The sequence below is a fragment of the Ruegeria sp. G2 genome (genome assembly GCF_056533505.1).
This window is the reverse complement of sequence record NZ_JBQFON010000005.1, coordinates 57,202-82,288: the sequence shown is the minus strand read 5'-3', so window position 1 is coordinate 82,288 and position 25,087 is coordinate 57,202. Positions and strand designations below refer to the sequence as shown.

Here is a 25,087-nt window from a genome sequence, read left to right as displayed (position 1 = left end):
GGGCCGTTTCTTGTTTAGGCCGCCTTGGCGCGACGTGGACGGCGGCGTTTCTGACCGCCCGGCTTCGGTGCGCCGGAGTGCTGAGGTTTCGGGCCACGACGACGATTGTTCGGACGGCGTGGGGATTTCTTGGGTGCGATTGCTTCGGGCATCTCACCGCTGGCGACCGGGATTTCGATCTTCATCAGCTTCTGAATCTGACGCAGCAGGTCGACCTCTTCCGCCGAGCAGAAGGCAATGGCCTCGCCCTCGCGTCCTGCACGGGCGGTACGACCGATGCGGTGGACATAGTTGTCGGGCACTTCGGGCAGGTCGTAGTTGATCACGTAAGCCACGCCCGGAATGTCGATGCCGCGCGCAGCGACGTCTGTCGCGACGAGAACGTTAATCTCGCCCGCGCGGAAGGCCTTGATCGCGCGATCACGCTGGCCCTGACTTTTGTTGCCGTGGATTGAGGCTGCGTTAAAACCATCGGCAACGAGGCCTTTCATCAGTTTCTCGGCCCCGTGCTTGGTGCGAGAGAAGACCAACGTTAGGGCGTCCATATCTGCCGACAGGATCTCGCGAAGTTTGGCGGGTTTTGCAGGCTTTTCAACAAAGTGGATCGACTGCGTGATCTTGTCTGCCGCTTTGCCGGGAGGCGAAACCTGCACCCGTTGCGGGTTTGTCAGATAGGCCTGGCTGAGCTCCTCCATCTGCTTCGGCATCGTTGCCGAGAACAACATGGTCTGGCGCGGCGTGCCCAGTTCCGGCGCGATGCGGCGCAGAGCGTGAATGAAGCCCATGTCGAGCATCTGATCCGCCTCGTCCAGCACCAGATGACGGACCGAACCCAGATCGACCGCGCCGCGATCCATCAGGTCAATCAGGCGACCGGGAGTGGCGACAAGAATATCGGTGCCGCGAGACAGGAACATGATTTGCTTGTTGATCGATTGGCCTCCGACCACGGTGGCAACGCGCAATTTGGTCTTTTTGGTCAGGTTGCGCAGGCTGTCGGCGATCTGATTAACCAGCTCGCGTGTGGGCGCAAGGATCAACGCCTTGGCGGTTTTTGGCGCAGGTTTACCGGGCTGAGCCAGCAGGTGGTCAATCAGCGGCAGACCGAAGGCCAGTGTTTTACCTGTACCGGTCTGGGCAAGGCCGAGGATATCGTGACCGTTCAGCGCCAGCGGGATCGCCTGGTTCTGGATTGGGGTAGGTTGAGTGAAGTTGGCGCGTTTGAGCGCATCATTCAGAGCGGGCGCGAGGCCCAGCATGTCGAAGTCAAACAAATAACTATCCTTTACAGCCCGAGGCAATGGCCATCGGGCAAGTCGTGATGGGCCGCATCCGCGACCGGCAGGGGTTGTGCGAAACCTCAGGACGCGCAGGCGTTTCCTGCAGCATCTGGTTGTCGCGTCAAGAACCCTGCGTGATGGGGAACTATGGGTGAATCGGGCGCTGTTGGGGGGCGGTGTCGCCCACATGCTCACGCGGTAGCGCTGTTTGAGGGGCACATGCGGGTTGGAAGAACGATTGTCAAGCAAACATTACGGAGATGAGACAGTAAAACACTGGTTTAACTGCGATCGATTAACCCGTGGCGCACCAGGCCAGAAAAAAGGATGTCGTCCCGTTCGTCCTCATACGGACACCATTTACTAAGGCGCGCGACACTTCCAGGTGAAAGCTGCTCGCACGTGACCAAAGCTTTTGATGCGTCGTCCACCCGGTCAAGCGCTGCAAGGCAGATCGCACGACGAAACACCATATTGGCGTCGGTCGGGCGTGTGCTGACAGCGCGATCGGCCCAGTCAAGTGCATCAAACGCTTCACCTGCCACTAGGTTGATGCGTGCGATGGACCAGAAATAAAATGCGCGGTCAGGTTCACGCGGTGAAAGAGCTAGCGCCTTTCGAATCTCTTCGGCGGCTTCCAATCCCTGTGAAGGATCGGCCAATTCCTTTCGGTTGTGATATGCGACTCTTGCGCGGGTGAAATAGGGATTCAGCCGAATTGCATGCTCAAGCTCATTAAGGCTGAGTTCTTTTTCTCCGCGCCAGACATAGGCTGTGGACATAACGTAATGGGCAAATGGTGATTTTTTAGAAAGAGACAGAGCCTTTCGCGCAGCATCGAACCCATTTTCGAGTGCGGTGTCACGGTTCTTTGACAAGCCAAAGCCATACTCTTTTAGGTAGGCCCAACCTAGAGCCGCCCAGGCCTCGCCATAGTCCGGCTCAATATCGATGGCGGCACAAAAGTCCTTTTGCGCTTCTTTGAGGTCCTGCAGCGCCGCGTTGCGCAGATTTGCCATGCCACGCAGATAGAGTTCCCAAGCGCCCAAGTGGCGTGGTCTCTGCTGGCGCAGGCGGTCAATCTCACCCTCGACCAGTTCCACATCGAGCGCGGTGACAACGCGCAAAGTGATATCGTCTTGGATTCCGAAAAGATCCTTGAAATCACGGTCATACTTTTCGGACCAAAGTGAATGTCCAGTGTCACCCTCGATCAGCTCAACTGTAACCCGAATGCGCTTGCCAGCGCGCCGAACCGTTCCTTTGACCAAATATCGGGCGCCTAGAACGCGCGCCGCATCCTGCGGCGAAAGAGCGGGATCGATAATAAGGCTCGACGCGCTGGCGATAACAGGGAGGCGGCCCATATGTTGCAGAGCAGAGATGATGTCTTCGGCGAGACCTTCGGCAAAGAATGACTGGTCGGGATCAGGAGCGTGATCCAGAAACGCAAGGACAGCAACCGTTGGCGGGGAAAAAGACTGATTGGGCTCGGTATGCTGCAATTCACGATCCGCTGCCCAACGCCATACCGTCAGTGAGCGCGAGATATTCTTAACGGTGTGTTGCCCATCCTGATCCAGATGAGCAACAAGACCTTTCTGTAGGGCATGCGCAAATTCGGTAGAAGCCGCGATGCCACTTGGGTGTGCTAGCCCTTCGAGGCGGGCAGCGATATTGACACCATCGCCGAGGATGTCCTCACCTTCGATAATGACGTTGCCGATATGGGCGCCTATGCGCAGGAATAGTCGCCGATCTACTGGCGCCGCGCGTGCTTGTTCAACGCAGGCATTTTGAATCTTGAGCGCCGAAGTCATTGCTGCATCTGCTGTACCAAATTCAGCTAGGAACCCGTCGCCCATTGTTTTGACCAATCTCCCCCCCGATGCCTCTAATGCAGGGAGGATGATCCGATTTCGTAGACTCCGCACTGCCCGCACGGTTCCCAGTTCATCCGCCTCAATTAGTTGCGAATACCCAACGACATCCATGACCAAAATGGCAGCGAAACGCTTTTGATCTAATGCGACTGTCATCGTTTCGATGCCCCATAGATGATACGCGATGCATATAGGTTACGAATTGATGCCGTTATTACCAAGTGTCATAGAGTGATCGGCCTGAGATGACGCTGGAATGGCGGACCAGTTCTTGGCTAGAGTTTAAGAAAAAGTAATATTTATAGTACGTTGGGTGTTGCGGCTGTTGCATGAAGCCTTGACTTTGCGTGCGGTTTCTCGTATAGGTTGTGTCATGCTAGAAGAAGTGGGCAACGGCCCCGGGGTGACCCGGTGGCCGTTTTTCGTTTCTCTCGTGCGGAAAAACTTACGCATGAGGTCAAGACGCAAACATGACTTTGATTACCCCGGAGAAGCGGATTTCTCAGACGGCTGACTTGTTGGTGTCGCTTGAGAGGTCCATTCGCGATCTGCGCCAGGCAGCGGAAGAACTGCGAAAACAGATCGGTGCCGGGGAGGATGCAGACCTTGCCGGAACAGGCAAGCAACTGGGTCAGCTAGAGGGGCTGATCCGAAGTTGCCAGAAAGTGGAGACAAGCTTTGTCGAACAACATCACAGAGAAGCCGGAATTGCCCAAGGGGGCTATGCGCTCGACCTTGATCGGGCACGATCTGAGATCGGGTGCAGGCTGGCTCGCCTCCGCGCCTGCTGCGGTGCAGGACAGATTTCTGAGTGAGATCGGGGAGGGGGGGCTGTGTGCCCTCCCTTTCCTGTTCGAGTTCTGGGCAATGTCGCATCAATTGCCACCCGAGGGCGACTGGCGGTCATGGGTGATCATGGGCGGCCGTGGGGCCGGTAAGACACGGGCCGGGGCCGAATGGGTGCGGTCGGTGGTCGAGGGGTCTTTGCCGTTGGATAAGGGCGAGGCGTGTCGGGTGGCTTTGGTCGGTGAGACATTCGATCAGGTGCGCGATGTGATGATCTTTGGCGATAGCGGGATATTGCAATGCTCTCCGCCAGATCGGCGACCTCAGTGGAAGGCGTCCGAACGCAAGCTGATCTGGCCCAACGGGGCCGAGGCGCAGGCATTTTCGGCGCATGACCCCGAGGGGCTGCGTGGCCCACAATTCGATGCGGCCTGGGTGGATGAGCTGGCCAAGTGGAAGAAGGCAGGCGAGACTTGGGACATGTTGCAATTTGCACTCCGGTTAGGCGAGCGGCCGCGGGTCTGTGTGACGACGACGCCACGCAATGTGAAGGTTTTAAAGGCTTTGCTAGAATCGCCGTCCACCGTGCAGACCCATGCGCCGACCGAGGCGAACCGGGCCAATCTGGCGGGCTCGTTTCTGGCCGAGGTGCGCGCGCGCTATGCGGGAACGCGGCTGGGGCGGCAGGAGTTGGACGGGGTGCTGCTGTCGGATGCCGAGGGGGCGTTGTGGACGTGTTCGATACTGGAGGCGGCGCGCTGTGCGCGGGTGCCCGCGTTGGATCGCATCGTGGTGGCGCTGGACCCGGCGGTGACGGCGGGGGCGGATGCGGATGCTTGCGGGATCGTGGTCGTGGGCGCTCAGCTACAGGGGCCGCCCGAGGAGTGGCGTGCCTATGTGCTGGCCGACCGGACGGTGCAGGGCGTCGGCCCGGCGGGCTGGGCGCAGGCAGCGATTGACGCGATGGATGAGTTCGGGGCCGAGCGGCTGGTGGCCGAGGTCAATCAGGGCGGGCAGCTGGTGGAAGAGGTGGTGCGGCAGGTCGACCCTCTGGTGCCTTATCGCGCGGTGCGGGCGTCGCGCGGCAAGGTCGCGCGGGCCGAACCTGTGGCGGCGTTGTACGAGCAGGGGCGGGTGCGCCATGTGGCCGGGCTGGACGCGCTGGAGGAGCAGATGTGCCAGATGACCGCGCGGGGGTTCGAGGGGCAGGGCTCGCCTGACCGGGTCGACGCGCTGGTCTGGGCGTTGCACGAGCTGGTTGTGGGGCCCGCGGGGGTGTATCGACGGCCTAGGGTGAGGGCATTGTAATCGCATCAGTATTCTTGCTTCCGGCGATCCGCGCCCAATGACTTAAAGTTGAAAGTGAATCAGGAGTTACATCTTTAGAAATACAGATTATTGAATATAATGGCGCCGCCCGTTCTGCGATCGACGTCGAAAGGAGAATTTGGTGCCGTTCGATATATCGGCGCACACTGTGAATGAAACCGGTCAGGGAGACCTGATCGTACAGGACACCACGGTACCTGCCATTATTGATGGGTCGACCATTTCTTTCGACGGTGGTCAAACATTCCAACCATACACCTATCTTGGCCAGGGGAACTATCGTGGCACAGGTGAATCTGGCGAGTTTATTCAGGTTGGGGGGCAGGTGTATGCTTACGATACGGCAAACCCGACAGGCCCGATGCGAACAGGTAACTGGAAAATAACGGAAAACGACCTTGATCCCAGTAATCCGCCTTGTTTCGTAAGTGGCACCCTAATCCAAACACCTAAGGGCGAAGTGCCGGTTGAGTCTTTGGTACCGGGGAACAGTGTTGTAACCGCTTCCGGCAACAAAATGCCAATTCTTTGGAAAGGAAGTCGAGTAGTCACGCGATATATGTTCCATCGAAATCCATCGCTTAGGCCAGTAATCATAGAGAATGGTGCTTTGGAAAACGAGAGGGCTTTGCAGGTATCTCAGCAACATCGGTTGTTGTTAAAAGGTCATCAGGCAGAACTGTTTTTTGGTGAACAAGAAGTCTTGGTTCCGGCCAAGGCGTTGATCGGATTGCCCGGAATCACTGTGGATTGTTCCGACAACGAAGTCACTTACCACCACATTTTGCTGCAAGAACATCAAATGGTTCTTGCAAATGGGATTGTCGCAGAGAGCTTATTTATTGGCGATCAGCTTGGTCACAAGGACTTAGCGGAAATTAAGGCTCTTTTTCCGGAACTGATCGCGGATCTCAAGAAGGTTAAAGCGGCGAAGCCGATGTTATCCAACAACGAAGCAAAGGTTCTAGTTTGGTAAGGCCAGAGTGTCTCATCAGCAAAAGTTCTTGAATCTTTGTGTTGATAAACTTGCGCAATGTGTTTGGTTTCTTCTCGATCGATTGCGATTTGCTCGCGAAGCGCCCAGTAGAGATCAACTTTGGGCATTTTTGGTGCTCTCTAGCCCCCTCTCCCAAGGCTTTAACGCTTTCCGCGATAAATCCTTTCAAAAAATCGGGTAGAGAGGTGATCAGTTGACCCATGATCTGGCTGGACGCGCTAGAAGCTAAGATATGTTAGATTAGCGCGCGCGGGTTTAAGTGGCAGGACTCACCCTACTGCCTCGGCGAGCTGATCTGGGCGCTGCGTGAGCCGGTGGTGTGGTCTGCAGGGGCGTATCGGCGGCCGAGGGTGCGGAGTTTGTGAGCGCTTTGAGGGTTGATAGATTACTGGCGCAATCAGGTTCTCGACATTGGGTACTTTTGACTCCAATTATCCTCGTATTCGCCGAGCAGCCGGGACAGCGTCAGCAGCGAAGAAAACAGCCTTGCGTGGACATCCGGCGACATCATTGTTTTGTAGTCATCAAGCAGCTGCACAAGTACGACTACGTTGGAGGCAAACACCTCATAGACGTGCTTGTCAGCGGCAGTAGGTTCCTTGGTCCAACTATAGTTCGTATCGGAGTGTCCGGACAGCACAGGTTCGTTTTCATTCATCGGGTGGCCTCTTCAATTTGAAGCACACGTGGGGGCATGTGAAACGTAGGCAACAGCCGTGGCACGAAATCACAAGAACTTGGCGGCGATTGCAAAGGATTTAGGTTGTTGGTTCAACAAGCTTCTGAATCTTGCAATCGGCCAAGCTGGAGTCAGGGGCAGGGCTCGCCCGACCAGGTCGACGCGCTGGTCTGGGCGTTGCATGAGTTGATTGTGGGGCCTGCGGGGGCGTATCGGCGGCCTCGGGTGCGGAGTTTGTGAAGCAAAATTGCATCTTGGACACTAAAAAATTGCCGGATGTTCACGATGTATATTGCTGATTTATAAAGAGTTTCAAATGTGGCGCTTGATTAATGTCATAGGTACTAGTTGCAATTGTACGCCTTTGCGTATTCATGGAAAGCGCGTGCGAGTGTTTTGGCTTGGTATTCGGAACCCGCTGAAAATTGCAGGAACGGTATTGCAACGACTTCCCCAGTCAATAGAGTTTCGGCGGAAGCTTCGCCAGAGGCGAATGTAGTTGTTGTGCGATAACTTGTGGGTATCGGTATTGACTCCACGGCTTCTGTAAACCGAAAGAATTCTGGCGCATCGTCGTGAGGAACGAGCTTTCGGCTCCCTTCCTCAGAAACTACAACTTCCGCCATGACCCGAAAGAACAATGAACTCCCTTCGGCTTTCAACAATTTCTTTGTGGCTTCGGCGTCGGAGCCGAACTGCTCTGAGATCTCATCTCCGGCATCCACAATACTGTCGACCTGAGCCAGCATGCGATCGTCAACAGGTCCTCGGTTGATGCGGAGGTCAAATCTGTCAGGAAAGGGAAGAATGCGTACAGTATTCAGATTGTAATTCTCTAGGTCAGCTCGCAGTACAACGCGGGTCAGAGCCACTGGTGCGCCCGGCAAACCTCGTGTCTCGAAAGTGATAGATAGGCTACAACTTTCGAGGGAAACCGAACCTTCTTTGCCTACAACTTTCGTCAGTTCGCTGTTGAGGTGGTCTGCCGAGGATGATCTCAAATCTAAGAAAAAAGCTGCAATAGCGACGATAGCGCAGCAGGCTAGTAATAATAGTCGTATCAAAGCACTTTTTTCATAGTTTTGCGCCTCAATTTGTCGTCCTAATGATTTGTCATGCAGATCAATCTGAAGGTGTATTCAAAAGCTCTAAACAGCCCGCGGAAATTTAACAACAGCTACCTTTAACGAAGTTGCAGCAAATACATGCATTGTTCGCAAAGAAGTTTCTGATCTCGTAGGCAAAACTAACTGCACAAGGGGGCGACACCGTTGTTGCCCAATCCCCGCACGCTCCATTCCCAAGCCCTAAACTTCTTTCCGTCATAACTCCTTTCAACAAGCCGGGCAGAGCGGCGGCAGAAAGGAGCACAGATGGTATTCGATTTCTTGCGTCGTGGATCGGCTGAGGCAGCGCCGGAGGCGAAGGCGAGCGCGGCGGGGCCTGTGGTGGCGTGGCAGACGGGCGGGCGCGTGGCGTGGAGCCCTCGGGACGCGGTGTCGCTGACGCGGACGGGGTTTTCGGGGAACCCGGTGGGGTTTCGATCCGTCAAGTTGATTGCCGAGGCGGCGGCGGCTCTGCCGCTGGTGTTACAGGATCAGGCGCAGCGGTTTGATGTTCATCCGATCCTGTCGCTGATGCGTCGTCCGAATGCGGCGCAGGGGCGGGCGGAGTTGATGGAAGCCCTGTTCGGGCAGTTGCTGCTGTCGGGCAATGCTTATGTCGAGGCGGTTCAGGCCGATGAGGGGCTGCCGGTTGAGCTGCATGTGTTGCGTTCGGACCGGATGAGCGTGGTGCCGGGGGCAGATGGGTGGCCCAAGGCGTATGACTACGCCGTGGGCGGCAAGAAGCACCGGTTTAGGGCGGAAAACATCTGTCATATCAAATCGTACCACCCTCAGGATGATCACTATGGATTCTCGCCGATGCAGGCGGCGGCGATGGCGATTGATGTGCATAACAGCGCGTCTCGCTGGTCGAAATCGCTGTTGGACAATGCGGCGCGGCCCTCGGGGGCGCTGGTGTGGAAGGGCGATGGCCATGGGGTGATGGCCGAGGATCAGTTCCGGCGCCTGTCCGATGAGATCGAGCAGAACTATCGCGGGGCGCGCAATGCGGGTCGGCCGATGGTTCTGGAAGGGGGGCTGGATTGGAAGCCGATGGGATTCTCTCCGTCCGATATGGAGTTTCAAAAGACCAAGGAAGCCGCCGCCCGCGAGATCGCGCTGGCCTTTGGGGTCCCGCCGATGCTGCTGGGGATCCAGGGCGACGCGACATATTCGAACTATCAGGAGGCTAACCGGGCGTTCTATCGCCTGACCGTGCTGCCTCTGGTGACGCGGGTGGCGGCGGCGGTATCGGAGTGGCTGGCGGGGTTCTCGGGTGAGGATTTGGTGCTGAAGCCCGACATGGATCAGGTGCCTGCGCTGTCGGCGGAACGGGATGCGCAATGGGCGCGGGTCAACGGGGCCGATTTTCTGACGGATGCGGAAAAACGCGCGTTGCTGGGGCTGCCGGAGCGTGGCGATGGGTGACGGGTATCCACCGTTCGATTGCGCGCCGGGCCTGCGCTTGGCCGCGCATGAGCGGGTGGCGGAGATCCAGCATGCGCACCTCTGTCGGCGGCTGGATCAGATCGAGGAAATGATGGAGCGGCTGGAGAAGCGGTTGTGGCTGACAGTCTATGGCGTAGCGGCGGTGATTTTGGCGCAGGCGTTTCAGTCATTCCTTGTGGTAACGCCATAATGTCAGTGGGTTACATGGAGAAGTTCATGGATTTGGAGCATAAATTCGCACAGTTCGGAGACAGCTTGTCAGTGACCGACGATGCGGTGATCGAAGGGTATGCCAGCCTGTTTGGGCAGGTCGATCAGGGCAGCGATGTGGTGCAGCGCGGGGCGTATAGGGGCTCGCTGGAGGGGCTGGCGAAGGCAGGTCAGCGGGTCAAGATGCTGTGGCAACACGAACCGGCGCAGCCCATCGGTGTCTGGGACGAGGTGCGCGAGGACGACCGGGGCCTTTGGGTCAAGGGACGTCTGCTGGAGAGCACGCAAAAGGGCCGAGAGGCGGCCGAATTGATCCGGGCGGGTGCGATGGACGGCCTGTCGATTGGCTATCGCACCAAGCGGGCCGTGAAAAATGACAAGGGCCAGCGGGTCCTGACCGAACTGGAGCTGTGGGAGGTGTCCTTGGTGACATTCCCGATGCTGCCCAGTGCGCGGGTGGCGGCGAAGGGTTTTGAGCCTGACGTTGAAAGCACCTGGCGCAGTATTGCCGAGGTGTTCGATGATGCCCGGCAGGAGCTGGCGCGGACCTAACGCGCCTCAAACCCACCCAAAAACAGGACATGCTGATGAGCAAGACCGAGACCCCGGCCTTGACCGGAGAGGGTGCGCCCCTGGTTCAGGAGGTGAAGCAGGCGATGGCTGGCTTCGTGAATGAATTCAAGGGCCTGAAGGTTGAAGTTAAAACCAAACTGCAACAGACAGAAGAGCGACTGACTATGCTGGATCGTAAATCAACCATCGCGGCGCGTCCGCATCTTGCGGCCTCGATCGAGGACGGTGCCCCGCATCAAAAGGCATTCGACGCCTATGTGCGTTCGGGCGAGGATGACGGGCTGCGCGGGCTGGAGATTGAGGCCAAGTCGCTTTCGACGGCGGTCAACAGCGATGGTGGCTATCTGGTCGATCCGCAGACGGCTGAGATGATCAAATCGGTGCTGAATTCGACGGCTTCGATCCGCTCGATAGCGTCGGTGGTGAATGTCGAGGCGAACTCTTTCGACGTGCTGATCGACCACACCGATGTGGGCGCGGGTTGGGCTGATGAGAACTCGGCCACGGCTGAGACCTCGACCCCATCGATTGATCGGATTTCGATCCCGCTGCACGAACTGAGCGCGCTGCCCAAGGCGTCGCAGCGCCTGTTGGATGACAGTGCGTTCGATGTCGAAGGCTGGTTGGCCGGTCGTATAGCCGACAAGTTTGCACGCGCCGAGGCGGCTGCGTTCATCAATGGCGATGGTGTGGACAAGCCCAAGGGTATCCTGACCCACCGCACGATGGAGAACGGCAGCTGGGGCTGGGACAGCTTGGGTTATGTCGCGTCGGGCATTGATGGCGGCGTTGATGCGGATGCCATTGTGGACGTGGTCTACGCGCTGGGCGCGCAGTACCGGGTGAACGGCACATTCGTGATGAACTCGAAAACCGCGGGTCTGATCCGCAAGCTGAAGGACAGCGATGGCCGCTTCCTGTGGTCGGATGGTCTGGCGGCGGGTGAGCCTGCGCGTCTGATGGGCTATCCTGTGCTGATTGCCGAGGATATGCCGGATGCGGCGACCGACAGCTACTCGATTGCTTTTGGTGACTTCCTGTCGGGCTATACCATTGCCGAGCGTCCTGATCTGCGCGTGCTGCGCGATCCGTTCAGCGCCAAGCCGCATGTCCTGTTCTACGCGACCAAGCGTGTTGGCGGCGACGTAAGCGATTTTGCTGCGATCAAGCTGGTGAAATTCGGCACCGCCTAATGCGGGCTGAATCCGGGGGGCTTTATGGCCCCTCGGGCGGCGGGCGCGGGCCGGGGTGAGATCGCCCGCGTTGTCTAGCTGCTCCCCTCCGTCCGAGCAACGTGGGGCGGCGCGTGCCCGTCATTTTCCTGAAGTGGCCCCGGAGGGGTCCGAGATTGCGGAGTGAATGGATGATGTTGATCGAAGAAACCGCCATCGCGGATGCGGCGCTGCCGGTGGATCAGTTCAAGGCGCATCTGCGGCTGGGTACGGGGTTTGCCGAGGGCAATGTGCAGGACGAAGTGCTGCGGGGTTTTCTGCGCGCAGCCATTGCGGCGATAGAGGCGCGCACTGGTAAGGTGCTGATCCAAAGGGAATTTTCATGGAGCCTGAACGGCTGGCGTGACACTGCAGGTGAAGTGCTGCCGGTGGCCCCGGTGGTCTCGGTTGCTGCGGTCACGTTGACAGATGCAGCAGGGACCGAGACGGTTGCGGACTCGGCGGCTTACCGGTTAGAGCGCGACACGCAGCGCCCTCGGCTGCGTCCGGTTGGATCCTGCTTGCCAAAGGTGCAAACCGGCGGTTCGGTCAAGATCGCCTTCACGGCTGGAATGGCTGCGGATTGGGGCGGATTGCCCGCTGATCTGGGTCAGGCGGTGCTGTTATTGGCTGCGCACTATTACGAATATCGCGATGAGACGGCGCTGGGCGCGGGGTGCATGCCCTTTGGCGTCACCAGCCTGATCCAGCGCTATCGCACAGTGCGCTTCGGCGCAGGGGTGACGCAATGAGTGCGCCGCGACTGAACCGCAAGCTGGTGCTGGAGGCTCCGGTACGCAGCGCGGACGGCGCGGGGGGCTATACCGAGACATGGGCCGCTTTGGGCGCGCTTTGGGCCGAGGTGACGGCGCGCAGCGGCTCGGAACGGGCTGTTGGCGGTGCCTCGGTGTCGCGGGTTGGCTATCGCATCGTGGTGCGGGGTGCACCCAAGGGATCATCAATGCGGCCCACGCCTGATCAGCGCTTTGTCGAAGGAACGCGCCGCTTTGTCATCCGCGCGGTGGCCGAGCGTGATGGGCGCGGCCAATTCCTGACCTGTTTCGCAGATGAAGAGGTGGCGGCATGAGTTATGGCGTTGCAGCCGCTTTGCAGGCGGCGGTGTTTCAGCAATTGGTAGGCGATGCGCAGGTCAGCTCCCTGTCGGGCGGGGCAATCTATGACGCGGTACCCTCAGGGGTGTTGCCACAGACCTACGTGACCTTGGGGCCGGAGGAGGTGCGCGAGGCGTCGGACCGATCCGGTTCGGGTGCGGTGCACCGGTTCACGGTCTCGGTGGTGTCCGAAGCGGCGGGCTTTGGCGCGGCCAAGACACTGGCTGGTGCGGTCTGCGATGCGCTGGAAGGGGCGGCGTTGACATTGGACCGAGGCCATCTGGTGGGGCTGTGGTTCGAGCGCGCCAGTGCCCGGCGCACAGGAACCGGCGGCGCGATCCGCCAGATCGATCTGAGATTTCGCGCTCGCGTGGAAGACGACTAAGCAATCAACGGAGAGAGCATATGGTTGCCCAGAACGGAAAAGACCTGTTGGTCAAAGTGGATATGAACGGCACCGGTCTGTTCGAAACCATCGCGGGCCTGCGCGCCACGCGGATCAGTTTCAATGCGGAAAGTGTGGATGTGACCAGCCTGGAAAGTCAGGGCGGGTGGCGCGAGCTGCTGTCAGGGGCTGGGGTCAAATCGGCCTCGATCTCGGGCTCGGGCGTGTTCAAGGACGCGGGCACGGATGAAAGGGCGCGACAGCTGTTTTTTGACGGTGAGACACCCGGTTTTCAGGTGATCATCCCCGATTTCGGCATTGTCGAAGGCCCGTTTCAGGTCAGCAGCATCGAATATGCGGGCTCGCATAACGGTGAGGCGACCTATGAGATGAGCATGGCAAGCGCCGGTGCGCTGAGCTTTACGGCGCTCTGATGGCCAATCCGTGGACGGGCGAGGTGGCGTTGACCATCGATGGGAAGCAGCGGGTGCTCAAGCTGACATTGGGTGCCTTGGCGGAATTGGAACAGGAACTGCAGGCCGGGTCTCTGGTCGAGCTGGTGCAGCGGTTTGAAGGCGGGGCTTATTCCAGCGGTGATGTGCTGGCGCTGCTTGTCGCAGGGTTGCGGGGCGGCGGAGCGCAGGTCACACGCGATGATCTGCTGCATGCCGAGATTGAGGGCGGGCCGATGGCGGGGGCCAAGGCGGCGGCTGAGTTGCTGGCGCGGGCCTTCATGGTGCCCGAGTGAGCGGGTTCGACTGGCCCGTGCTGATGCGGGCCGGGTTTCTCGGCCTGCGTCTGACGCCGGAACAGTTCTGGCGTCTGACCCCGGTCGAGCTGCGGCTGATGCTGGGGCAAGGCGCGGGGATGCCTTCGATGAACCGGGCGGGCCTGGATGCCTTGCTGACGGCCTATCCGGACAAGACACAAGGAGAGCATGATGACGGATCGTGATGGTTTTGACGACCTGCAGGAGCGGGGAGAGGCGCTGGGCGATGCGTTGGGCGACGCTGCGACAATGGCATCAGCGTTTGATGGTCAGATGCGGCGGATCAGGGCTGCGTTTGAAGAGACCGGCAAGGATATCGCCACGCTTGAGCGTGGCATGTCCGGCGGTTTGCGAAAGGCCTTTGATGGCGTGGTGCTGGATGGGATGAACCTGTCGGGCGCGCTGGATGTGCTGAAGAACTCGATGATCCGCACGGCGTATTCGGCGGCAATCAAGCCGGTGACGGACCACTTCGGCGGCATGCTGGCCAATGGGGTTGGCGGTCAGGTTCAGGGGATTCTTCCGTTTGCCGATGGCGGCAGTTTTTCCCAAGGCCGGGTGATGCCTTTTGCCAATGGTGGTGTGGTCAGCAGCCCGGCGATGTTTCCGATGCGCGGCGGCACCGGGTTGATGGGCGAGGCGGGCCCCGAGGCGATCATGCCACTGGCGCGCGGAGCGGATGGCAAGCTGGGCGTGCGGACACAGGGCGGGGGCCGGGCGGTGAATGTGGTGATGAATATCTCAACGCCCGATGTGCAGGGATTCCGCCGCTCTCAGGGTCAGATCGCGGCGCAGATGAGCCGGGCCTTGGGTCGCGGCAATCGCAACAGATAAGGGGAGCAGGTGATGAATTTCCACGAGGTGAGATTTCCCGCCAGCCTGAGCTTTGGCTCGGTCGGGGGACCGGAACGGCGCACAGATATTGTGACGCTGACCAACGGGTTTGAGGAACGCAACACCCCCTGGGCGCATTCGCGCAGGCGCTATGATGCCGGGCTGGGGATGCGGTCGCTGGATGATATCGAGACTCTGATCTCGTTTTTCGAGGCGCGGCAGGGGCAGATGTTTGGGTTCCGCTGGAAGGACTGGTCGGATTTCAAGTCGGGCGCGGCGACGGCCGAGGTCGACAAAGGTGATCAGGTGATTGCACAGGGCGATGGCGAGACGACCGAGTTCCAGCTGGTCAAGACCTACAGCTCGGGCGGGTTCAACTATGTTCGGCCAATCCTGAAGCCGGTGCTGGGGACCGTGAAGCTTGGGCTGGATCAGGACGCGCAGCGCGAAGGCGTGGATTTTGAGGTGGATCTGGCGGTCGGACGTGTGACCTTTGCAGCACCGCCGCCCGAACAGGTCGAGATTACGGCAGGGTTCGAGTTCGACGTGCCTGTGCGGTTTGACACGGACAAGATTCAGACCAGCGTCGCCAGCTTTCAGGCAGGCGACGTGCCGAATGTGCCCGTGGTCGAGGTGCGGGTCTGATGAGCGGCGATAAACAGGCGCTACAGACGCATCTGCAAAGCGGTCTGACCACCACTTGTCGCTGTTGGGCCATCACGCGCAGCGACGGACAGACCTTTGGTTTCACCGATCATGACATGGAGCTGCGCTTTGACGGGCTGGTCTTAAAGGCGAGCACTGGTTTGACGGCTGCGGCGATCGAACAGGCAACCGGCCTGTCGATCGACAACACCGAGGCGATGGGCGCGCTATCTGATGCCTCGGTCCGGGAAGAGGATATCGAGGCAGGGCGTTTTGACGGGGCCGAGGTACGGGCTTGGCTGGTCAACTGGGTCGATCCAGAGCAGAGGATGCTGCAGTTTCGCGGCTCAATTGGCGAATTGCGGCGCGCGGGTGGGGCGTTTCATGCGGAACTGCGCGGGTTGACGGATCTGCTGAACCGGTCATTGGGGCGGATCTATCAGAAGCCCTGCACGGCTGTGCTGGGGGACAAGGCGTGCCGCTTTGCCCTGGAGACACCCGGCTATCGAGCCGAGGCTGAAATTGTCGCGTTGGACGGCGCGGCTTTGCGGTTGCGGGGTGCGGAGAGTTCTGACGCCGGGTGGTTCGAGCGCGGCAGGCTGGATGTGCTGGACGGGGCTGCTCAGGGCCTGTGGGCCTCGATCAAGCTGGATGAACCGGCGCGAGATGGGCGCGATGTTACGCTGTGGTCGTCGATTGGCGGTGGGCTGGCGGTGGGCGACAGGGTCCAACTGACCGCCGGGTGTGACAAACGCATGACCACTTGCCGGTTAAAGTTCAACAACATGCTGAATTTTCAGGGCTTCCCCGACCTGCCGCACGAGGACTGGGTCATGGCCGTGCCCAAGCGCAGCAGTCAACACAAAGGGGGGAGTCGGCGGTGATGCGGATTAAGCAAGAAATCGTTGAAGAAGCGCGGGCGTGGCTGGGTACGCCCTACGTGCATCAAGCGTCTGTCCGTGGGGCCGGGGCGGATTGCCTGGGCCTGCTACGGGGCGTTTGGCGCGCTGTGATGGGGCATGAGCCCGTGGCGGTGCCGGTCTATAGCATGGATTGGTCTGAGCCGCAGGGCGAGGAACGCATGTGGGCTGCGGCCCGCCGCCATCTCATCGAGAAATCGCCCGAGGATATAACCACGGGGGATGTTTTGCTGTTTCGGATGCGGGATTCGGCGGTGGCCAAGCATCTGGGCATTGTCAGCGCGCCTGATCCGATGCGATTCATCCACGCCTATACCGGGCACGGTGTTGTTGAAAACACACTGAGCGAACCGTGGCGTCGCCGCGTCGTCGCCTGTTTCGAATTCCCGCTGGAGGACCTCTGATGGCTACAATTCTTCTGTCTGCCGCTGGGGCGGCAATTGGCGGCTCGATCGGCGGCTCTGTCGCAGGTCTGTCAACGGCAGTAATTGGTCGTGCTGTTGGGGCGACACTGGGGCGGGTGATTGACAACCGGCTGATGGCCAGTCAATCCGTCATGGGGGGCGGCAGTGAGGTCGTTGAAACCGGACGTCTGGATCGCTTCCGTCTGACTGAGACCGGCGAGGGTGCGACCGTCGCGACAGTCTATGGCCGGATGCGTATCGGCGGACAGGTCATCTGGGCATCGGATTTTCTGGAAACCCGCTCTACATCGACCTCGACACAAACCTCGGGCGGTGGTGGCGGGGGCAAAGGGAAGCCCAAGCCCGTTGAGGTGACGACGACAACCACCACCCATAGCTACAGCTATTCGGTATCTCTGGCGATTGCCGTGGGCGCGGGCCAGGTCGCGGATATCACACGCGTCTGGGCCGATGGTGAAGAGGTCGAGCGCCAAACGCTGAATATGCGGATTTATTGTGGGGATCACGATCAATTGCCCGATCCACTGATTGAGGCGGTTGAAGGCGCAGGCACGGTGCCTGCCTATCGCGGTACGGCTTATGTGGTGATCGAAGATCTAGCGCTGGGCCCTTTTGGCAACCGTGTACCGCAATTCTCATTTGAGGTGGTACGGCAAGAACAAGACGAGATGCCGGATGCCGCAGACGCGCTGTCTCGGATCATCAAAGGCGTGGCGCTGATGCCGGGAACAGGCGAGTACGCGCTGGCTTCATCTCAAGTCAATTACACCAAGGGCCGGGGCCGCAGTTGGGCGGCGAATGTCAACTCGCCATCGGGCAAAACCGATCTTGTGACATCGACGCGGGCGCTGGGCCAGGAATTGCCGGGTTGCGAGGCGGCCTCGTTGATCGTGTCGTGGTTCGGCGATGATTTGCGCTGCGGTGAATGTCAGATTCGACCCAAGGTAGAACGCAAAAATATCGAGGGCGCAAACATGCCCTGGAGTGTTTCGGATCTGTCCCGTGCGGCGGCAGGGCAGGTGAAATGGCAGGATGGGCGTCCGGTTTATGGCGGCACCCCGGCTGATGCGGCGGTGGTGCAGGCGATCCGGCACCTGAAGAATTCGGGCAAACGGGTCATGTTCTATCCGTTCATTCTGATGGAGCAATTAGAGGGCAACGGCCTGCCTGATCCGTGGTCTGATGATTTTGATCAGCCGCATTTGCCTTGGCGGGGGCGGATCACGTTGGATGTGGCTCCGGGGCGGCCGGGCTCACCGGATCAAACCGCCGATGCGGATGCCCAAGTGGCGGCGTTCTTTGGTACGGCACGAGCGTCACATTTCTCGACCAGCGGCAGCAAAGTGACCTATCGCGGCCCAAGTGAATGGGGGTTACGGCGGTTCATTCTGCACTATGCAGCTCTGTGCAAGGCCGCGGGCGGTGTGGAGTCCTTCTGCATTGGGTCCGAAATGCGCGGGCTGACACAAATCCGCGGTGCGTCGGGCTTTACCGCGGTTGCGGAACTGCGGTCTCTGGCGGCGGAAGTTCGAGCGATCTTGGGGCCGGATACCAAGATTGGCTATGCTGCAGACTGGACCGAGTATTTCGGATATCAGCCGCAGGACGGCAGCGGAGACCGGTATTTCCATCTTGATCCGCTTTGGGCCGATGAGAACATCGATTTTGTCGGCATCGACAATTATATGCCGCTGTCCGACTGGCGTGATGGCGCCTCGCATTTGGACGCTAAGGCGTCGAACGGGTCGATCTATGACCTCGACTATCTGCGTGGCAATATCGAAGGCGGTGAGGGGTATGATTGGTATTACGCTTCGCCCGAAGAGGCCGAAGCGCAGATCCGAAGCCCGATCACCGATGACGCCCATGGCGAGCCATGGGTTTGGCGCTACAAGGATGTGCGCAACTGGTGGGCGAACCGACATCACGAGCGGATCGGTGGCAACCGGCAGGAAACCTCTACGGATTGGGTGCCGGGGTCCAAGCCGATCTGGTTTACAGAACTGGGATGCGCGGCGATCGACAAAGGCACGAACCAGCCGAACAAGTTTCTGGACCCCAAATCGTCGGAATCTGATTTACCGAATTATTCCAATGGGTTGCGAGACGAATTTATCATGATCCAGTACCTCCGGACCGTTCTGGGCTATTGGAGCGATCCTGAGATTAACCCGGTATCGGACATCTATGATGGCCCGATGGTGGACATGTCGAACGCCTTTGTCTGGGCCTGGGATGCACGACCCTTCCCAACCTTTCCAAACCTGAGGTCGCAGTGGTCTGACGGAGACAATTACGCGCGCGGGCATTGGCTGAACGGGCGGTCCGGGTCTCGGACATTGGCCTCGGTCGTGACAGAAATCTGTCACAAGGCGGGGGTGACAGCCATCGATGTCTCAGAGCTGTATGGCGTGGTGCGCGGCTATGTGGTCGAAGAGGTGATGAACGCCCGGCAGGCTTTGCAACCGCTGATGCTGCGCTATGGGTTCGACGCGATCGAGCGAGACGGGGTGCTGAAGTTCAGAACGCGGGATGGGCGTCAGGCTGTAGATCTGGATCCCGAGCAAATCGCGATCAGCTCGGATATCGATGGACCGGTGGAACATCGCCGCGAGGCAGAGGCTGAGATGACAGGGCGTGTCCGTTTACGGTTCGTCCAATCGGATGCCAACCATGATGTCGTCGCGGAAGAGGCCGTCTTGCCCGATGACAGAACCCATTCGGTCGCCGTCAACGAAATGCCTCTGTCGATGACCCGCGCTGAGGGGCGTCAGACGGTCGAACGCTGGCTGAGCGAATCCCGCATCTCGCGCGAGACGGCGCGCTTTGCTCTGCCGCCCTCGTTGCTGCATGTCGGGGCTGGCGATGTGGTGCGATTGCCGGATGCTGGGGACGGAACGCTATATCGGATTGACCGGCTGGAACAGGCCGAGATGCAATTGGCCGATGCAGTACGGATTGAACCCGGCGTCTATACGCCGTCCGACGTGCTGGACGATGTAGCTGCGGCCAAACCGTTCATCGCGCCGGTGCCCGTCTTACCGGTGTTCATGGACCTGCCGCTGATCACCGGATCCGAAGCGCCCCATGCGCCTTATCTTGCAATCTCGGCCGAGCCGTGGCCCGGCAGCGTGGCCGTCTATTCAGCCCCACAGGATGAGGACTATACGCTGCATCAGGTGATCGCAGGGCAGGCGGTGATTGGGTTCACCGAGACACCGCTGCGGCGCGCTGGGGCCGGGCTCTGGGATGAAGGGGCTGCGCTGCGGGTCAATCTCATCGATGGCGTGCTGGAGTCTCGTCGACGCTCAGCGTTGTTGAGTGGTGCTAATCTGGCCGCCATCGGGGACGGAACGCCCGGCAATTGGGAAGTGTTCCAGTTTTCCGAAGCCAACCTGCAGGAGACCGGCGTGTATAACCTGTCAGGCCGCCTGCGCGGACAGTTGGGTACGGATGCCTTGATGCCCGATATCTGGCCAGAAGGGTCAACCTTTGCGCTGCTGGATGAACGTGTTTATCAGACCGGATTGCTGCGCACCGAACGGCGCGTGGCCAAGCATTACCGCATCGGCCCGGCAACGCGCGGCTATGAGGACCCGGCCTATGAGCATCTGGTCGAAGCGTTCGACGGCAATGGGCTGAGGCCTTATTCGCCGGTGCATTTGCGAGTCTCTGTGACGGGCTCGGGCGACGACATCTCTTGGGTGCGCCGGACACGGATCGATGGCGATGACTGGAGCGGGCTCGAAGTGCCCTTGGGCGAAGAAAGTGAGGTATATCTAGTTCGCGTGTTCGCCGAAGGCGCTTTGCTGCGCGAGACGGTTACTAGTGCTCCGGTCTGGCAGTATTCCGCCGCGATGAAGTTCGACGATGGGCTGAGCGGAGCTTACGACATCGCGATCGCGCAAGTCTCAGCCACTTATGGGCCCGGTGCGTTTGCACATCTTTCGGTAGGCTAAGGCACTGTGAGACCGGTCCTGCACGGAGATATCAGCGCAGCGGCGCGGGCTTTGCTGGCTGCGCCGCTAGCCGACCGTGATCAGTTGAGCACCCTTTTGATCTCTGCGGCCGAACTGGCAGATCAGCACGTCGCCAGAACGGGTCGGCTGCATCCGGTTTACGGAAATGGCTCACTAATGGCGGCTGCACGCAGTCGACCGCTGGCAGATGAACCAAGTTTCGATGATCTGCAATATTGCCAGTGTTTCGAGATGGTTCTGCTAAAACTGATCCGGTTTCAGATTAAGCAGTCGCGCAGCTGACACATTTGGATGCGGCAAGGTCCAATTTTAGCCGACCGTGGGCAATTTCCTCGCCGCAATCTTCGCAATAGCCAAACTCGTCCTCTTCCATCCGGACAAGCGCAGCCTGAAGACGATGAACTTCGGTGTTCCGCCGAACCTGTTGGGCTTTCGCCATCGCCTGATTTTGAAGGGCATCCATTCGGCTAAGTCGACCAACTGCCTGTTGATCCAGTTCCACAATCGATTGAGCTTCTTGGCCGGCCGCGGATTGCGTGGCCAGATCGCTAAGGCGCTGGTGGATGAGTTGCCGGAATTGCTCCAGTTCAGCTGAGTTCATTTTTTGTTGCACTGTGCATCAAGGGTTTGCGTTTGGCGTTTTTGCCACTAGATGGCTATTCTAAGCGCAGCAAAGGATGAAAAGCCATGTTCGAAACGCGCAGCCAAGTGACGCCAGTGGATCCCGTTTGGGACCGCATAACCTCTGAAGCCCACGCGGCGGTTGAAAAAGAGCCGCTGATGGGCGGGTTGGTGCATGCCTGTATACTGCATCACCGCAGCCTGGAACGGGCGCTTTCCTATCGGATCTCGGCCAAGCTGTGCTCGAACGAGATGTCGATGATGGTCCTGCGCGAGATCGTGGACGAGGCCTATACCGACGACAAGGCACTGCTCGAAGCCGCGCGGGCCGATCTGATGGCAGTCTATGAGCGCGATCCGGCCTGCCACCGCCTGCTGCAGCCAATTCTGTATTTCAAGGGCTATCAGGCGATGCAGGCCTACCGTGTGGCCCATTGGCTTTGGAAGAAGGGACGGCATGATCTGGCCTATTTCTTCCAGATGCGCTCATCCGAGATTTTCGGGATCGATATCCATCCCGCCGCGCGGATTGGTAAGGGCATCATGATTGACCATGCGCATTCCATCGTGATCGGTGAGACTGCCGTTGTGGGTGACAATGTCTCGATGTTGCATTCGGTGACGCTGGGCGGGACCGGCAAGGAAGAGGAACAGCGCCATCCCACAATTGGTGATGGAGTTCTGATCGGAGCTGGTGCCAAGGTTCTGGGCAATATCGAGGTCGGCCATTGCAGCCGTATCGCTGCGGGTTCTGTGGTGCTGCAGGAGGTTCCACCGTGCACGACGGTTGCAGGCATTCCCGCTAAGATCGTGGGCGAGGCCGGGTGCGATCAGCCGTCGATCTCGATGGATCATATGCTGGGGAAAGACCAGTAAATCTGAATGAATAGACGAAAAAGGCCGCCTCGGGGTTCGAGGCGGCCTTTTTTGTGCGTATTCCGGTTGGCTTAGGCCAACATGACCATCGGGTTTTCCAGATTGTCGACGATGGCTTGCAGCAGCTGAGCGCCAAGCGCGCCATCGATGACCCGGTGATCGACCGACATGGTGACTGACATGACGGTTGCGACTGTCAGTTCTCCGTCGTCGCCCACGATAGGTTTCTTGAGGCCGGTGCCCACTGCGAGAATACCGGCATGCGGCGGGTTCACGATGGCGTCGAAATTGTCGATGCCGAACATGCCAAGATTCGAGACCGCGAAGGTGCCGCCTTGATATTCATGCGGTGCCAGCTTGCGTTCGCGGGCGCGGCCTGCAAGATCCTTCATCTCGGTCGACAACGCTGACAGCGACTTGGTGTCGGCGTCTTGCAGGACCGGGGTGAACAAGCCGCCATCGATCGCAACCGCAACGGCCACGTCCGAGGGTTTCAGTTGCAGAACCCGGTCACCTGCCCAGACGGCATTGCATTCGGGAACCTGTTGCAGCGCGTTGGCGACGGCCTTGATGATGAAGTCGTTGACGCTGAGCTTCACGCCCCGACCTTCAAGCTGTTTGTTCAACTGGCTGCGGAACTTGAGCAGCGCATCCAGCTTGATGTCGCGGCGCAGGTAGAAATGCGGGATGGTCTGCTTCGCCTCAGACAGACGCGCGGCGATGGTCTTGCGCATACCGTCGAGTTTGATCTCTTCGTACTCGCGTCCTTCATACATCTTGGCCACAGCATCTGCCGATGGGCCTGCAGGCGCAGCGGCGGCTGGGGCGGCCGCAGCAGCAGGCGTTGGTGCCGCTGCAGGTGCGGCTGTGGCGCTTTCCACATCGGCTTTGACGATACGACCATGCGGGCCAGAACCTGAGATTTGAGCCAGATCCAAGCCTTTCTGTGCGGCAATCCGACGAGCAAGGGGGGAGGCGAAGATACGACCGCCATCCGCTTTGGCCGGCGCTGCCGGGGCAGGGGCGGGCGCCTCGGATGCCGCTGGCGCGGCAGCCTCGTTGCCCGCTGCGGCTGCGGCTGCGGGTGCAGCCGCCGGGGCGGCAGCAGGTGTTGCGCCAATGTCATCGGCGCTTTCGCCATCCTCCAGCAAAACCGCGATGGCGGTGTTCACCTTCACGCCTTCGGTGCCCTCGTCGATCAGGATCTTGCCGATGGTGCCTTCGTCGACGGCCTCGAATTCCATCGTGGCCTTGTCGGTTTCGATCTCGGCCAGCAGGTCACCGGAGGAGACGGTGTCGCCTTCTTTCACAAGCCATTTTGCAAGTGTGCCTTCCTCCATCGTCGGGGACAGGGCAGGCATCAGGATTTCGGTGGGCATCTCAGCGCTCCTCAATCAGAGTAATTTGGTCAAAGGGCGCTTTGGGGCGCCCGGTGCCGCGTGCGAGCGTCGCAATCGCAGCCTCGATTCTATCTTTGTTCTCCGCCATCCAGACATAGGCGGTCTGGTGCGAGGGGCGCGCGCCGATCAACCGCATATCCGCCGCAAGCCGTTCGGGCACAAGCGCCCGCACGGTCCGGTCATCGAGATCGATCTCGACACGGTAGCATTCGGTTGCTGGATCGCGGCCCCTGATCTCCATTACCGGTAGGTCACCTGTTTCACCGCCGCGATCACCTCATCAGTGGTGATCAGCGCCAGCTTTTCGAGGTTCGCGGCATATGGCATCGGAACATCTTTACCGGTGAGGGTGATGACCGGTGCGTCGAGGTAATCGAACGCTTGCTGCATCACGACCGAGCTGATGTAGCTACCGACGGAACCTTGCGGCCAACCTTCTTCGACGGTCACAAGACGGTTGGTTTTCATCACCGAGTTGATGATCGCGCCGGTGTCCATCGGGCGGATGGTGCGCAGGTCGATCACCTCGGCGCTGATGCCGTCCTCGGCCAGCTTGTCGGCGGCCTCCAGCGCGTATTGCATTCCGATGCCAAAGCTGACGATGGTCACGTCCGAGCCTTCGCGCCAGATTCGCGCTTTACCCAGCGGGATGGTAAGGTCATCCACTTGCGGCACGTCGAAGGAGCGGCCGTAGAGGATTTCGTTTTCAAGGAACACAACCGGGTTCGGATCACGGATGGCCGATTTCAGCAGGCCTTTGGCGTCGGCTGCGGAATAGGGCATCACTACCTTGAGGCCGGGCACCTGCATGTACCACGCGGCGTAGTCCTGGCTGTGCTGAGCAGCCACGCGGGCGGCGGCACCGTTGGGGCCACGGAACACGATGGGACAACCCATCTGACCGCCAGACATATAAAGCGTCTTGGCGGCAGAGTTGATGATCTGGTCAATCGCCTGCATGGCAAAGTTGAAAGTCATGAACTCTACAATTGGTTTCAATCCGCCAAAGGCCGACCCAACCGCGATGCCTGCAAAGCCGTGTTCGGTAATAGGCGTATCGATCACGCGTTTGGCACCGAATTCATCCAGCAATCCTTGCGAGATTTTATAGGCGCCCTGATACTCGGCGACTTCTTCGCCCATCAGATAGACGTCTTCATCACCGCGCATTTCTTCGGCCATCGCATCGCGGAGTGCTTCGCGGACGGTTTCGGACTTCATCTCTGCATCTGCGGGCCAGTCGGGCGACAAGTCGACCACCGGCGCAGCAGGCGCAGTGGCAGGAGCGGGGGCCTCAACCGCCGCTGGGGCGGCCTCGGTCGCCGCTGCGGCTGCGGGTGCAGCCGCGGGCAGGGCTGAGGCGTCTTCGCCTTCTTCCACAAGCACGGCGATAGGGGTGTTCACTTTGACGCCTTCGGTACCTTCCGCGATCAGGATCTTGCCGACGATGCCTTCATCGACGGCCTCAAACTCCATCGTCGCCTTGTCAGTTTCGATCTCGGCCATGATGTCGCCGGAAGATACGGTGTCGCCTTCCTTAACCAACCATTTGGCCAGTGTGCCCTCTTCCATCGTGGGCGAAAGGGCGGGCATGAGAATTTCGGTTGCCATGTCTTA

29 protein-coding genes are annotated in these 25,087 nt (G+C 59.5%); 21 read left to right on the top strand and 8 right to left on the bottom strand.

Annotation, left to right across the window (positions count from 1 at the left end; all coding sequences use genetic code 11):
• Positions 1 to 14 precede the first annotated feature (14 nt).
• Together ACR0DU_RS10905 and ACR0DU_RS10900 are read right to left on the bottom strand one after the other, a co-directional pair.
• Positions 15 to 1,274 (bottom strand): DEAD/DEAH box helicase, encoded by a 1,260-nt coding sequence (locus ACR0DU_RS10905; RefSeq protein WP_170540578.1) that lies wholly within the window; start codon positions 1,272 to 1,274, stop codon positions 15 to 17.
• 287 nt (positions 1,275 to 1,561) lie between these two features.
• Complete coding sequence (locus tag ACR0DU_RS10900) at positions 1,562 to 3,319, bottom strand: adenylate/guanylate cyclase domain-containing protein (protein ID WP_480874475.1); 1,758 nt, start codon at positions 3,317 to 3,319, stop codon at positions 1,562 to 1,564.
• Between the two features lie 314 nt (positions 3,320 to 3,633).
• Here ACR0DU_RS10900 and ACR0DU_RS10895 point away from each other — a divergent pair, with 314 nt between their 5' ends.
• From ACR0DU_RS10895 to ACR0DU_RS10885, 3 genes are all read left to right on the top strand, one after another.
• Positions 3,634 to 3,978 (top strand): hypothetical protein, encoded by a 345-nt coding sequence (locus ACR0DU_RS10895; RefSeq protein ID WP_480874474.1) that lies wholly within the window; start codon positions 3,634 to 3,636, stop codon positions 3,976 to 3,978.
• A complete protein-coding gene (locus tag ACR0DU_RS10890) occupies positions 3,887 to 5,257 on the top strand; it encodes a DNA-packaging protein (protein WP_480874471.1) in 1,371 nt (456 codons plus the stop codon). The genes ACR0DU_RS10895 and ACR0DU_RS10890 overlap by 92 nt, the downstream gene beginning before the upstream one ends.
• A gap of 142 nt (positions 5,258 to 5,399) precedes the next feature.
• Complete coding sequence (locus ACR0DU_RS10885; protein ID WP_480874469.1) at positions 5,400 to 6,254, top strand: Hint domain-containing protein; 855 nt, start codon at positions 5,400 to 5,402, stop codon at positions 6,252 to 6,254.
• A 418-nt stretch (positions 6,255 to 6,672) separates the two neighbouring features.
• Here ACR0DU_RS10885 and ACR0DU_RS10880 read toward each other — a convergent pair whose 3' ends face one another.
• Both ACR0DU_RS10880 and ACR0DU_RS10875 read right to left on the bottom strand, forming a co-directional pair.
• The gene (locus tag ACR0DU_RS10880; protein ID WP_480874467.1) at positions 6,673 to 6,933 is read right to left on the bottom strand and encodes a hypothetical protein; all 261 of its coding nucleotides are present in this window, start codon (positions 6,931 to 6,933) and stop codon (positions 6,673 to 6,675) included.
• Positions 6,934 to 7,298: 365 nt separating this feature from the next.
• A complete protein-coding gene (locus ACR0DU_RS10875; protein WP_480874464.1) occupies positions 7,299 to 8,018 on the bottom strand; it encodes a hypothetical protein in 720 nt (239 codons plus the stop codon).
• A gap of 309 nt (positions 8,019 to 8,327) precedes the next feature.
• On the opposite strand from ACR0DU_RS10875, the gene ACR0DU_RS10870 reads away from it, so the two are divergent.
• The 16 genes from ACR0DU_RS10870 to ACR0DU_RS10795 all read left to right on the top strand — a co-directional run bounded on the left by ACR0DU_RS10870 (position 8,328) and on the right by ACR0DU_RS10795 (position 20,855).
• Positions 8,328 to 9,488, top strand: coding sequence for a phage portal protein (locus ACR0DU_RS10870; protein ID WP_480874462.1), 1,161 nt, complete (start codon positions 8,328 to 8,330; stop codon positions 9,486 to 9,488).
• Positions 9,481 to 9,699, top strand: coding sequence for a GTA head formation protein, RCAP_rcc01685 family (locus tag ACR0DU_RS10865; RefSeq protein ID WP_010442100.1), 219 nt, complete (start codon positions 9,481 to 9,483; stop codon positions 9,697 to 9,699). The genes ACR0DU_RS10870 and ACR0DU_RS10865 overlap by 8 nt, the downstream gene beginning before the upstream one ends.
• 26 nt (positions 9,700 to 9,725) lie before the next feature.
• Positions 9,726 to 10,271, top strand: coding sequence for an HK97 family phage prohead protease (locus ACR0DU_RS10860; RefSeq protein WP_480874460.1), 546 nt, complete (start codon positions 9,726 to 9,728; stop codon positions 10,269 to 10,271).
• 35 nt (positions 10,272 to 10,306) lie between these two features.
• On the top strand, positions 10,307 to 11,485 hold the full coding sequence (locus ACR0DU_RS10855; protein ID WP_480874457.1) for a phage major capsid protein: 1,179 nt from the start codon (positions 10,307 to 10,309) through the stop codon (positions 11,483 to 11,485).
• A gap of 170 nt (positions 11,486 to 11,655) precedes the next feature.
• Positions 11,656 to 12,255 carry a head-tail connector protein gene (locus ACR0DU_RS10850; protein ID WP_480874454.1) on the top strand — a complete coding sequence of 200 codons (600 nt, stop codon included), beginning with the start codon at positions 11,656 to 11,658 and terminating at the stop codon, positions 12,253 to 12,255.
• Positions 12,252 to 12,590, top strand: coding sequence for a phage head closure protein (locus ACR0DU_RS10845; RefSeq protein ID WP_480874451.1), 339 nt, complete (start codon positions 12,252 to 12,254; stop codon positions 12,588 to 12,590). Before ACR0DU_RS10850 ends, ACR0DU_RS10845 begins: the two co-directional genes overlap by 4 nt.
• Positions 12,587 to 13,000, top strand: a complete 414-nt coding sequence (locus ACR0DU_RS10840; RefSeq protein WP_480874449.1) for a DUF3168 domain-containing protein — start codon at positions 12,587 to 12,589, stop codon at positions 12,998 to 13,000. Before ACR0DU_RS10845 ends, ACR0DU_RS10840 begins: the two co-directional genes overlap by 4 nt.
• A gap of 20 nt (positions 13,001 to 13,020) precedes the next feature.
• Positions 13,021 to 13,434: a phage major tail protein, TP901-1 family gene (locus ACR0DU_RS10835; protein ID WP_480874447.1), complete on the top strand. Its 414-nt coding sequence runs from the start codon at positions 13,021 to 13,023 to the stop codon at positions 13,432 to 13,434.
• The gene (locus ACR0DU_RS10830) at positions 13,434 to 13,748 is read left to right on the top strand and encodes a gene transfer agent family protein (protein ID WP_480874446.1); all 315 of its coding nucleotides are present in this window, start codon (positions 13,434 to 13,436) and stop codon (positions 13,746 to 13,748) included. Before ACR0DU_RS10835 ends, ACR0DU_RS10830 begins: the two co-directional genes overlap by 1 nt.
• Entirely contained in the window at positions 13,745 to 13,954 is a 210-nt protein-coding gene (locus tag ACR0DU_RS10825; RefSeq protein WP_480874444.1) for a rcc01693 family protein, read from the top strand. The genes ACR0DU_RS10830 and ACR0DU_RS10825 overlap by 4 nt, the downstream gene beginning before the upstream one ends.
• On the top strand, positions 13,941 to 14,603 hold the full coding sequence (locus ACR0DU_RS10820; RefSeq protein WP_480874441.1) for a phage tail tape measure protein: 663 nt from the start codon (positions 13,941 to 13,943) through the stop codon (positions 14,601 to 14,603). The genes ACR0DU_RS10825 and ACR0DU_RS10820 overlap by 14 nt, the downstream gene beginning before the upstream one ends.
• A 12-nt stretch (positions 14,604 to 14,615) precedes the next feature.
• Positions 14,616 to 15,248, top strand: a complete 633-nt coding sequence (locus ACR0DU_RS10815; protein ID WP_480874439.1) for a phage distal tail protein, Rcc01695 family — start codon at positions 14,616 to 14,618, stop codon at positions 15,246 to 15,248.
• Positions 15,248 to 16,132: a DUF2163 domain-containing protein gene (locus ACR0DU_RS10810; RefSeq protein ID WP_480874436.1), complete on the top strand. Its 885-nt coding sequence runs from the start codon at positions 15,248 to 15,250 to the stop codon at positions 16,130 to 16,132. Before ACR0DU_RS10815 ends, ACR0DU_RS10810 begins: the two co-directional genes overlap by 1 nt.
• Positions 16,132 to 16,572, top strand: a complete 441-nt coding sequence (locus ACR0DU_RS10805; RefSeq protein WP_480874433.1) for an NlpC/P60 family protein — start codon at positions 16,132 to 16,134, stop codon at positions 16,570 to 16,572. The genes ACR0DU_RS10810 and ACR0DU_RS10805 overlap by 1 nt, the downstream gene beginning before the upstream one ends.
• Entirely contained in the window at positions 16,572 to 20,552 is a 3,981-nt protein-coding gene (locus tag ACR0DU_RS10800; RefSeq protein WP_480874432.1) for a baseplate multidomain protein megatron, read from the top strand. Before ACR0DU_RS10805 ends, ACR0DU_RS10800 begins: the two co-directional genes overlap by 1 nt.
• A gap of 6 nt (positions 20,553 to 20,558) precedes the next feature.
• On the top strand, positions 20,559 to 20,855 hold the full coding sequence (locus tag ACR0DU_RS10795; protein ID WP_480874430.1) for a DUF7742 family protein: 297 nt from the start codon (positions 20,559 to 20,561) through the stop codon (positions 20,853 to 20,855).
• Here the strand turns inward: ACR0DU_RS10795 and ACR0DU_RS10790 are convergent.
• Positions 20,836 to 20,901, bottom strand: a complete 66-nt coding sequence (locus ACR0DU_RS10790) for a hypothetical protein (protein WP_310793658.1) — start codon at positions 20,899 to 20,901, stop codon at positions 20,836 to 20,838. The genes ACR0DU_RS10795 and ACR0DU_RS10790 overlap by 20 nt on opposite strands.
• Here ACR0DU_RS10790 and ACR0DU_RS10785 point away from each other — a divergent pair.
• Together ACR0DU_RS10785 and cysE are read left to right on the top strand one after the other, a co-directional pair.
• Positions 20,893 to 21,168: a hypothetical protein gene (locus ACR0DU_RS10785; RefSeq protein ID WP_480874849.1), complete on the top strand. Its 276-nt coding sequence runs from the start codon at positions 20,893 to 20,895 to the stop codon at positions 21,166 to 21,168. The genes ACR0DU_RS10790 and ACR0DU_RS10785 overlap by 9 nt on opposite strands.
• Positions 21,169 to 21,260: 92 nt before the next feature.
• Positions 21,261 to 22,070: a serine O-acetyltransferase gene (cysE, locus tag ACR0DU_RS10780; RefSeq protein ID WP_170773206.1), complete on the top strand. Its 810-nt coding sequence runs from the start codon at positions 21,261 to 21,263 to the stop codon at positions 22,068 to 22,070.
• A gap of 71 nt (positions 22,071 to 22,141) precedes the next feature.
• On the opposite strand, the gene ACR0DU_RS10775 is transcribed toward cysE, so the two are convergent.
• From ACR0DU_RS10775 to ACR0DU_RS10765, 3 genes are read right to left on the bottom strand one after another with little or no spacing between them, the layout of a single operon-like run.
• Positions 22,142 to 23,449, bottom strand: coding sequence for a pyruvate dehydrogenase complex dihydrolipoamide acetyltransferase (locus ACR0DU_RS10775; RefSeq protein WP_480874427.1), 1,308 nt, complete (start codon positions 23,447 to 23,449; stop codon positions 22,142 to 22,144).
• Position 23,450: 1 nt separating this feature from the next.
• Positions 23,451 to 23,711 carry a hypothetical protein gene (locus ACR0DU_RS10770; RefSeq protein WP_480874425.1) on the bottom strand — a complete coding sequence of 87 codons (261 nt, stop codon included), beginning with the start codon at positions 23,709 to 23,711 and terminating at the stop codon, positions 23,451 to 23,453.
• Complete coding sequence (locus tag ACR0DU_RS10765) at positions 23,711 to 25,081, bottom strand: pyruvate dehydrogenase complex E1 component subunit beta (protein ID WP_480874422.1); 1,371 nt, start codon at positions 25,079 to 25,081, stop codon at positions 23,711 to 23,713. The genes ACR0DU_RS10770 and ACR0DU_RS10765 overlap by 1 nt, the downstream gene beginning before the upstream one ends.
• Between the last annotated feature and the right edge of the window lie 6 nt (positions 25,082 to 25,087).

What these genes read in the sequence shown, in the direction of transcription:
- ACR0DU_RS10900 (WP_480874475.1), bottom strand. Translation starts at nt 3,319, where the DNA reads ATGACAGTCGCATTAGATCAAAAGCGTTTCGCTGCCATTTTGGTCATG.
- ACR0DU_RS10895 (WP_480874474.1), top strand. Translation starts at nt 3,634, where the DNA reads ATGACTTTGATTACCCCGGAGAAGCGGATTTCTCAGACGGCTGACTTG.
- ACR0DU_RS10890 (WP_480874471.1), top strand. Translation starts at nt 3,887, where the DNA reads ATGCGCTCGACCTTGATCGGGCACGATCTGAGATCGGGTGCAGGCTGG.
- ACR0DU_RS10880 (WP_480874467.1), bottom strand. Translation starts at nt 6,933, where the DNA reads ATGAATGAAAACGAACCTGTGCTGTCCGGACACTCCGATACGAACTAT.
- ACR0DU_RS10870 (WP_480874462.1), top strand. Translation starts at nt 8,328, where the DNA reads ATGGTATTCGATTTCTTGCGTCGTGGATCGGCTGAGGCAGCGCCGGAG.
- ACR0DU_RS10865 (WP_010442100.1), top strand. Translation starts at nt 9,481, where the DNA reads ATGGGTGACGGGTATCCACCGTTCGATTGCGCGCCGGGCCTGCGCTTG.
- ACR0DU_RS10860 (WP_480874460.1), top strand. Translation starts at nt 9,726, where the DNA reads ATGGATTTGGAGCATAAATTCGCACAGTTCGGAGACAGCTTGTCAGTG.
- ACR0DU_RS10855 (WP_480874457.1), top strand. Translation starts at nt 10,307, where the DNA reads ATGAGCAAGACCGAGACCCCGGCCTTGACCGGAGAGGGTGCGCCCCTG.
- ACR0DU_RS10850 (WP_480874454.1), top strand. Translation starts at nt 11,656, where the DNA reads ATGATGTTGATCGAAGAAACCGCCATCGCGGATGCGGCGCTGCCGGTG.
- ACR0DU_RS10845 (WP_480874451.1), top strand. Translation starts at nt 12,252, where the DNA reads ATGAGTGCGCCGCGACTGAACCGCAAGCTGGTGCTGGAGGCTCCGGTA.
- ACR0DU_RS10840 (WP_480874449.1), top strand. Translation starts at nt 12,587, where the DNA reads ATGAGTTATGGCGTTGCAGCCGCTTTGCAGGCGGCGGTGTTTCAGCAA.
- ACR0DU_RS10835 (WP_480874447.1), top strand. Translation starts at nt 13,021, where the DNA reads ATGGTTGCCCAGAACGGAAAAGACCTGTTGGTCAAAGTGGATATGAAC.
- ACR0DU_RS10830 (WP_480874446.1), top strand. Translation starts at nt 13,434, where the DNA reads ATGGCCAATCCGTGGACGGGCGAGGTGGCGTTGACCATCGATGGGAAG.
- ACR0DU_RS10820 (WP_480874441.1), top strand. Translation starts at nt 13,941, where the DNA reads ATGACGGATCGTGATGGTTTTGACGACCTGCAGGAGCGGGGAGAGGCG.
- ACR0DU_RS10815 (WP_480874439.1), top strand. Translation starts at nt 14,616, where the DNA reads ATGAATTTCCACGAGGTGAGATTTCCCGCCAGCCTGAGCTTTGGCTCG.
- ACR0DU_RS10810 (WP_480874436.1), top strand. Translation starts at nt 15,248, where the DNA reads ATGAGCGGCGATAAACAGGCGCTACAGACGCATCTGCAAAGCGGTCTG.
- ACR0DU_RS10805 (WP_480874433.1), top strand. Translation starts at nt 16,132, where the DNA reads ATGCGGATTAAGCAAGAAATCGTTGAAGAAGCGCGGGCGTGGCTGGGT.
- ACR0DU_RS10800 (WP_480874432.1), top strand. Translation starts at nt 16,572, where the DNA reads ATGGCTACAATTCTTCTGTCTGCCGCTGGGGCGGCAATTGGCGGCTCG.
- cysE (WP_170773206.1), top strand. Translation starts at nt 21,261, where the DNA reads ATGTTCGAAACGCGCAGCCAAGTGACGCCAGTGGATCCCGTTTGGGAC.
- ACR0DU_RS10775 (WP_480874427.1), bottom strand. Translation starts at nt 23,449, where the DNA reads ATGCCCACCGAAATCCTGATGCCTGCCCTGTCCCCGACGATGGAGGAA.
- ACR0DU_RS10770 (WP_480874425.1), bottom strand. Translation starts at nt 23,711, where the DNA reads ATGGAGATCAGGGGCCGCGATCCAGCAACCGAATGCTACCGTGTCGAG.
- ACR0DU_RS10765 (WP_480874422.1), bottom strand. Translation starts at nt 25,081, where the DNA reads ATGGCAACCGAAATTCTCATGCCCGCCCTTTCGCCCACGATGGAAGAG.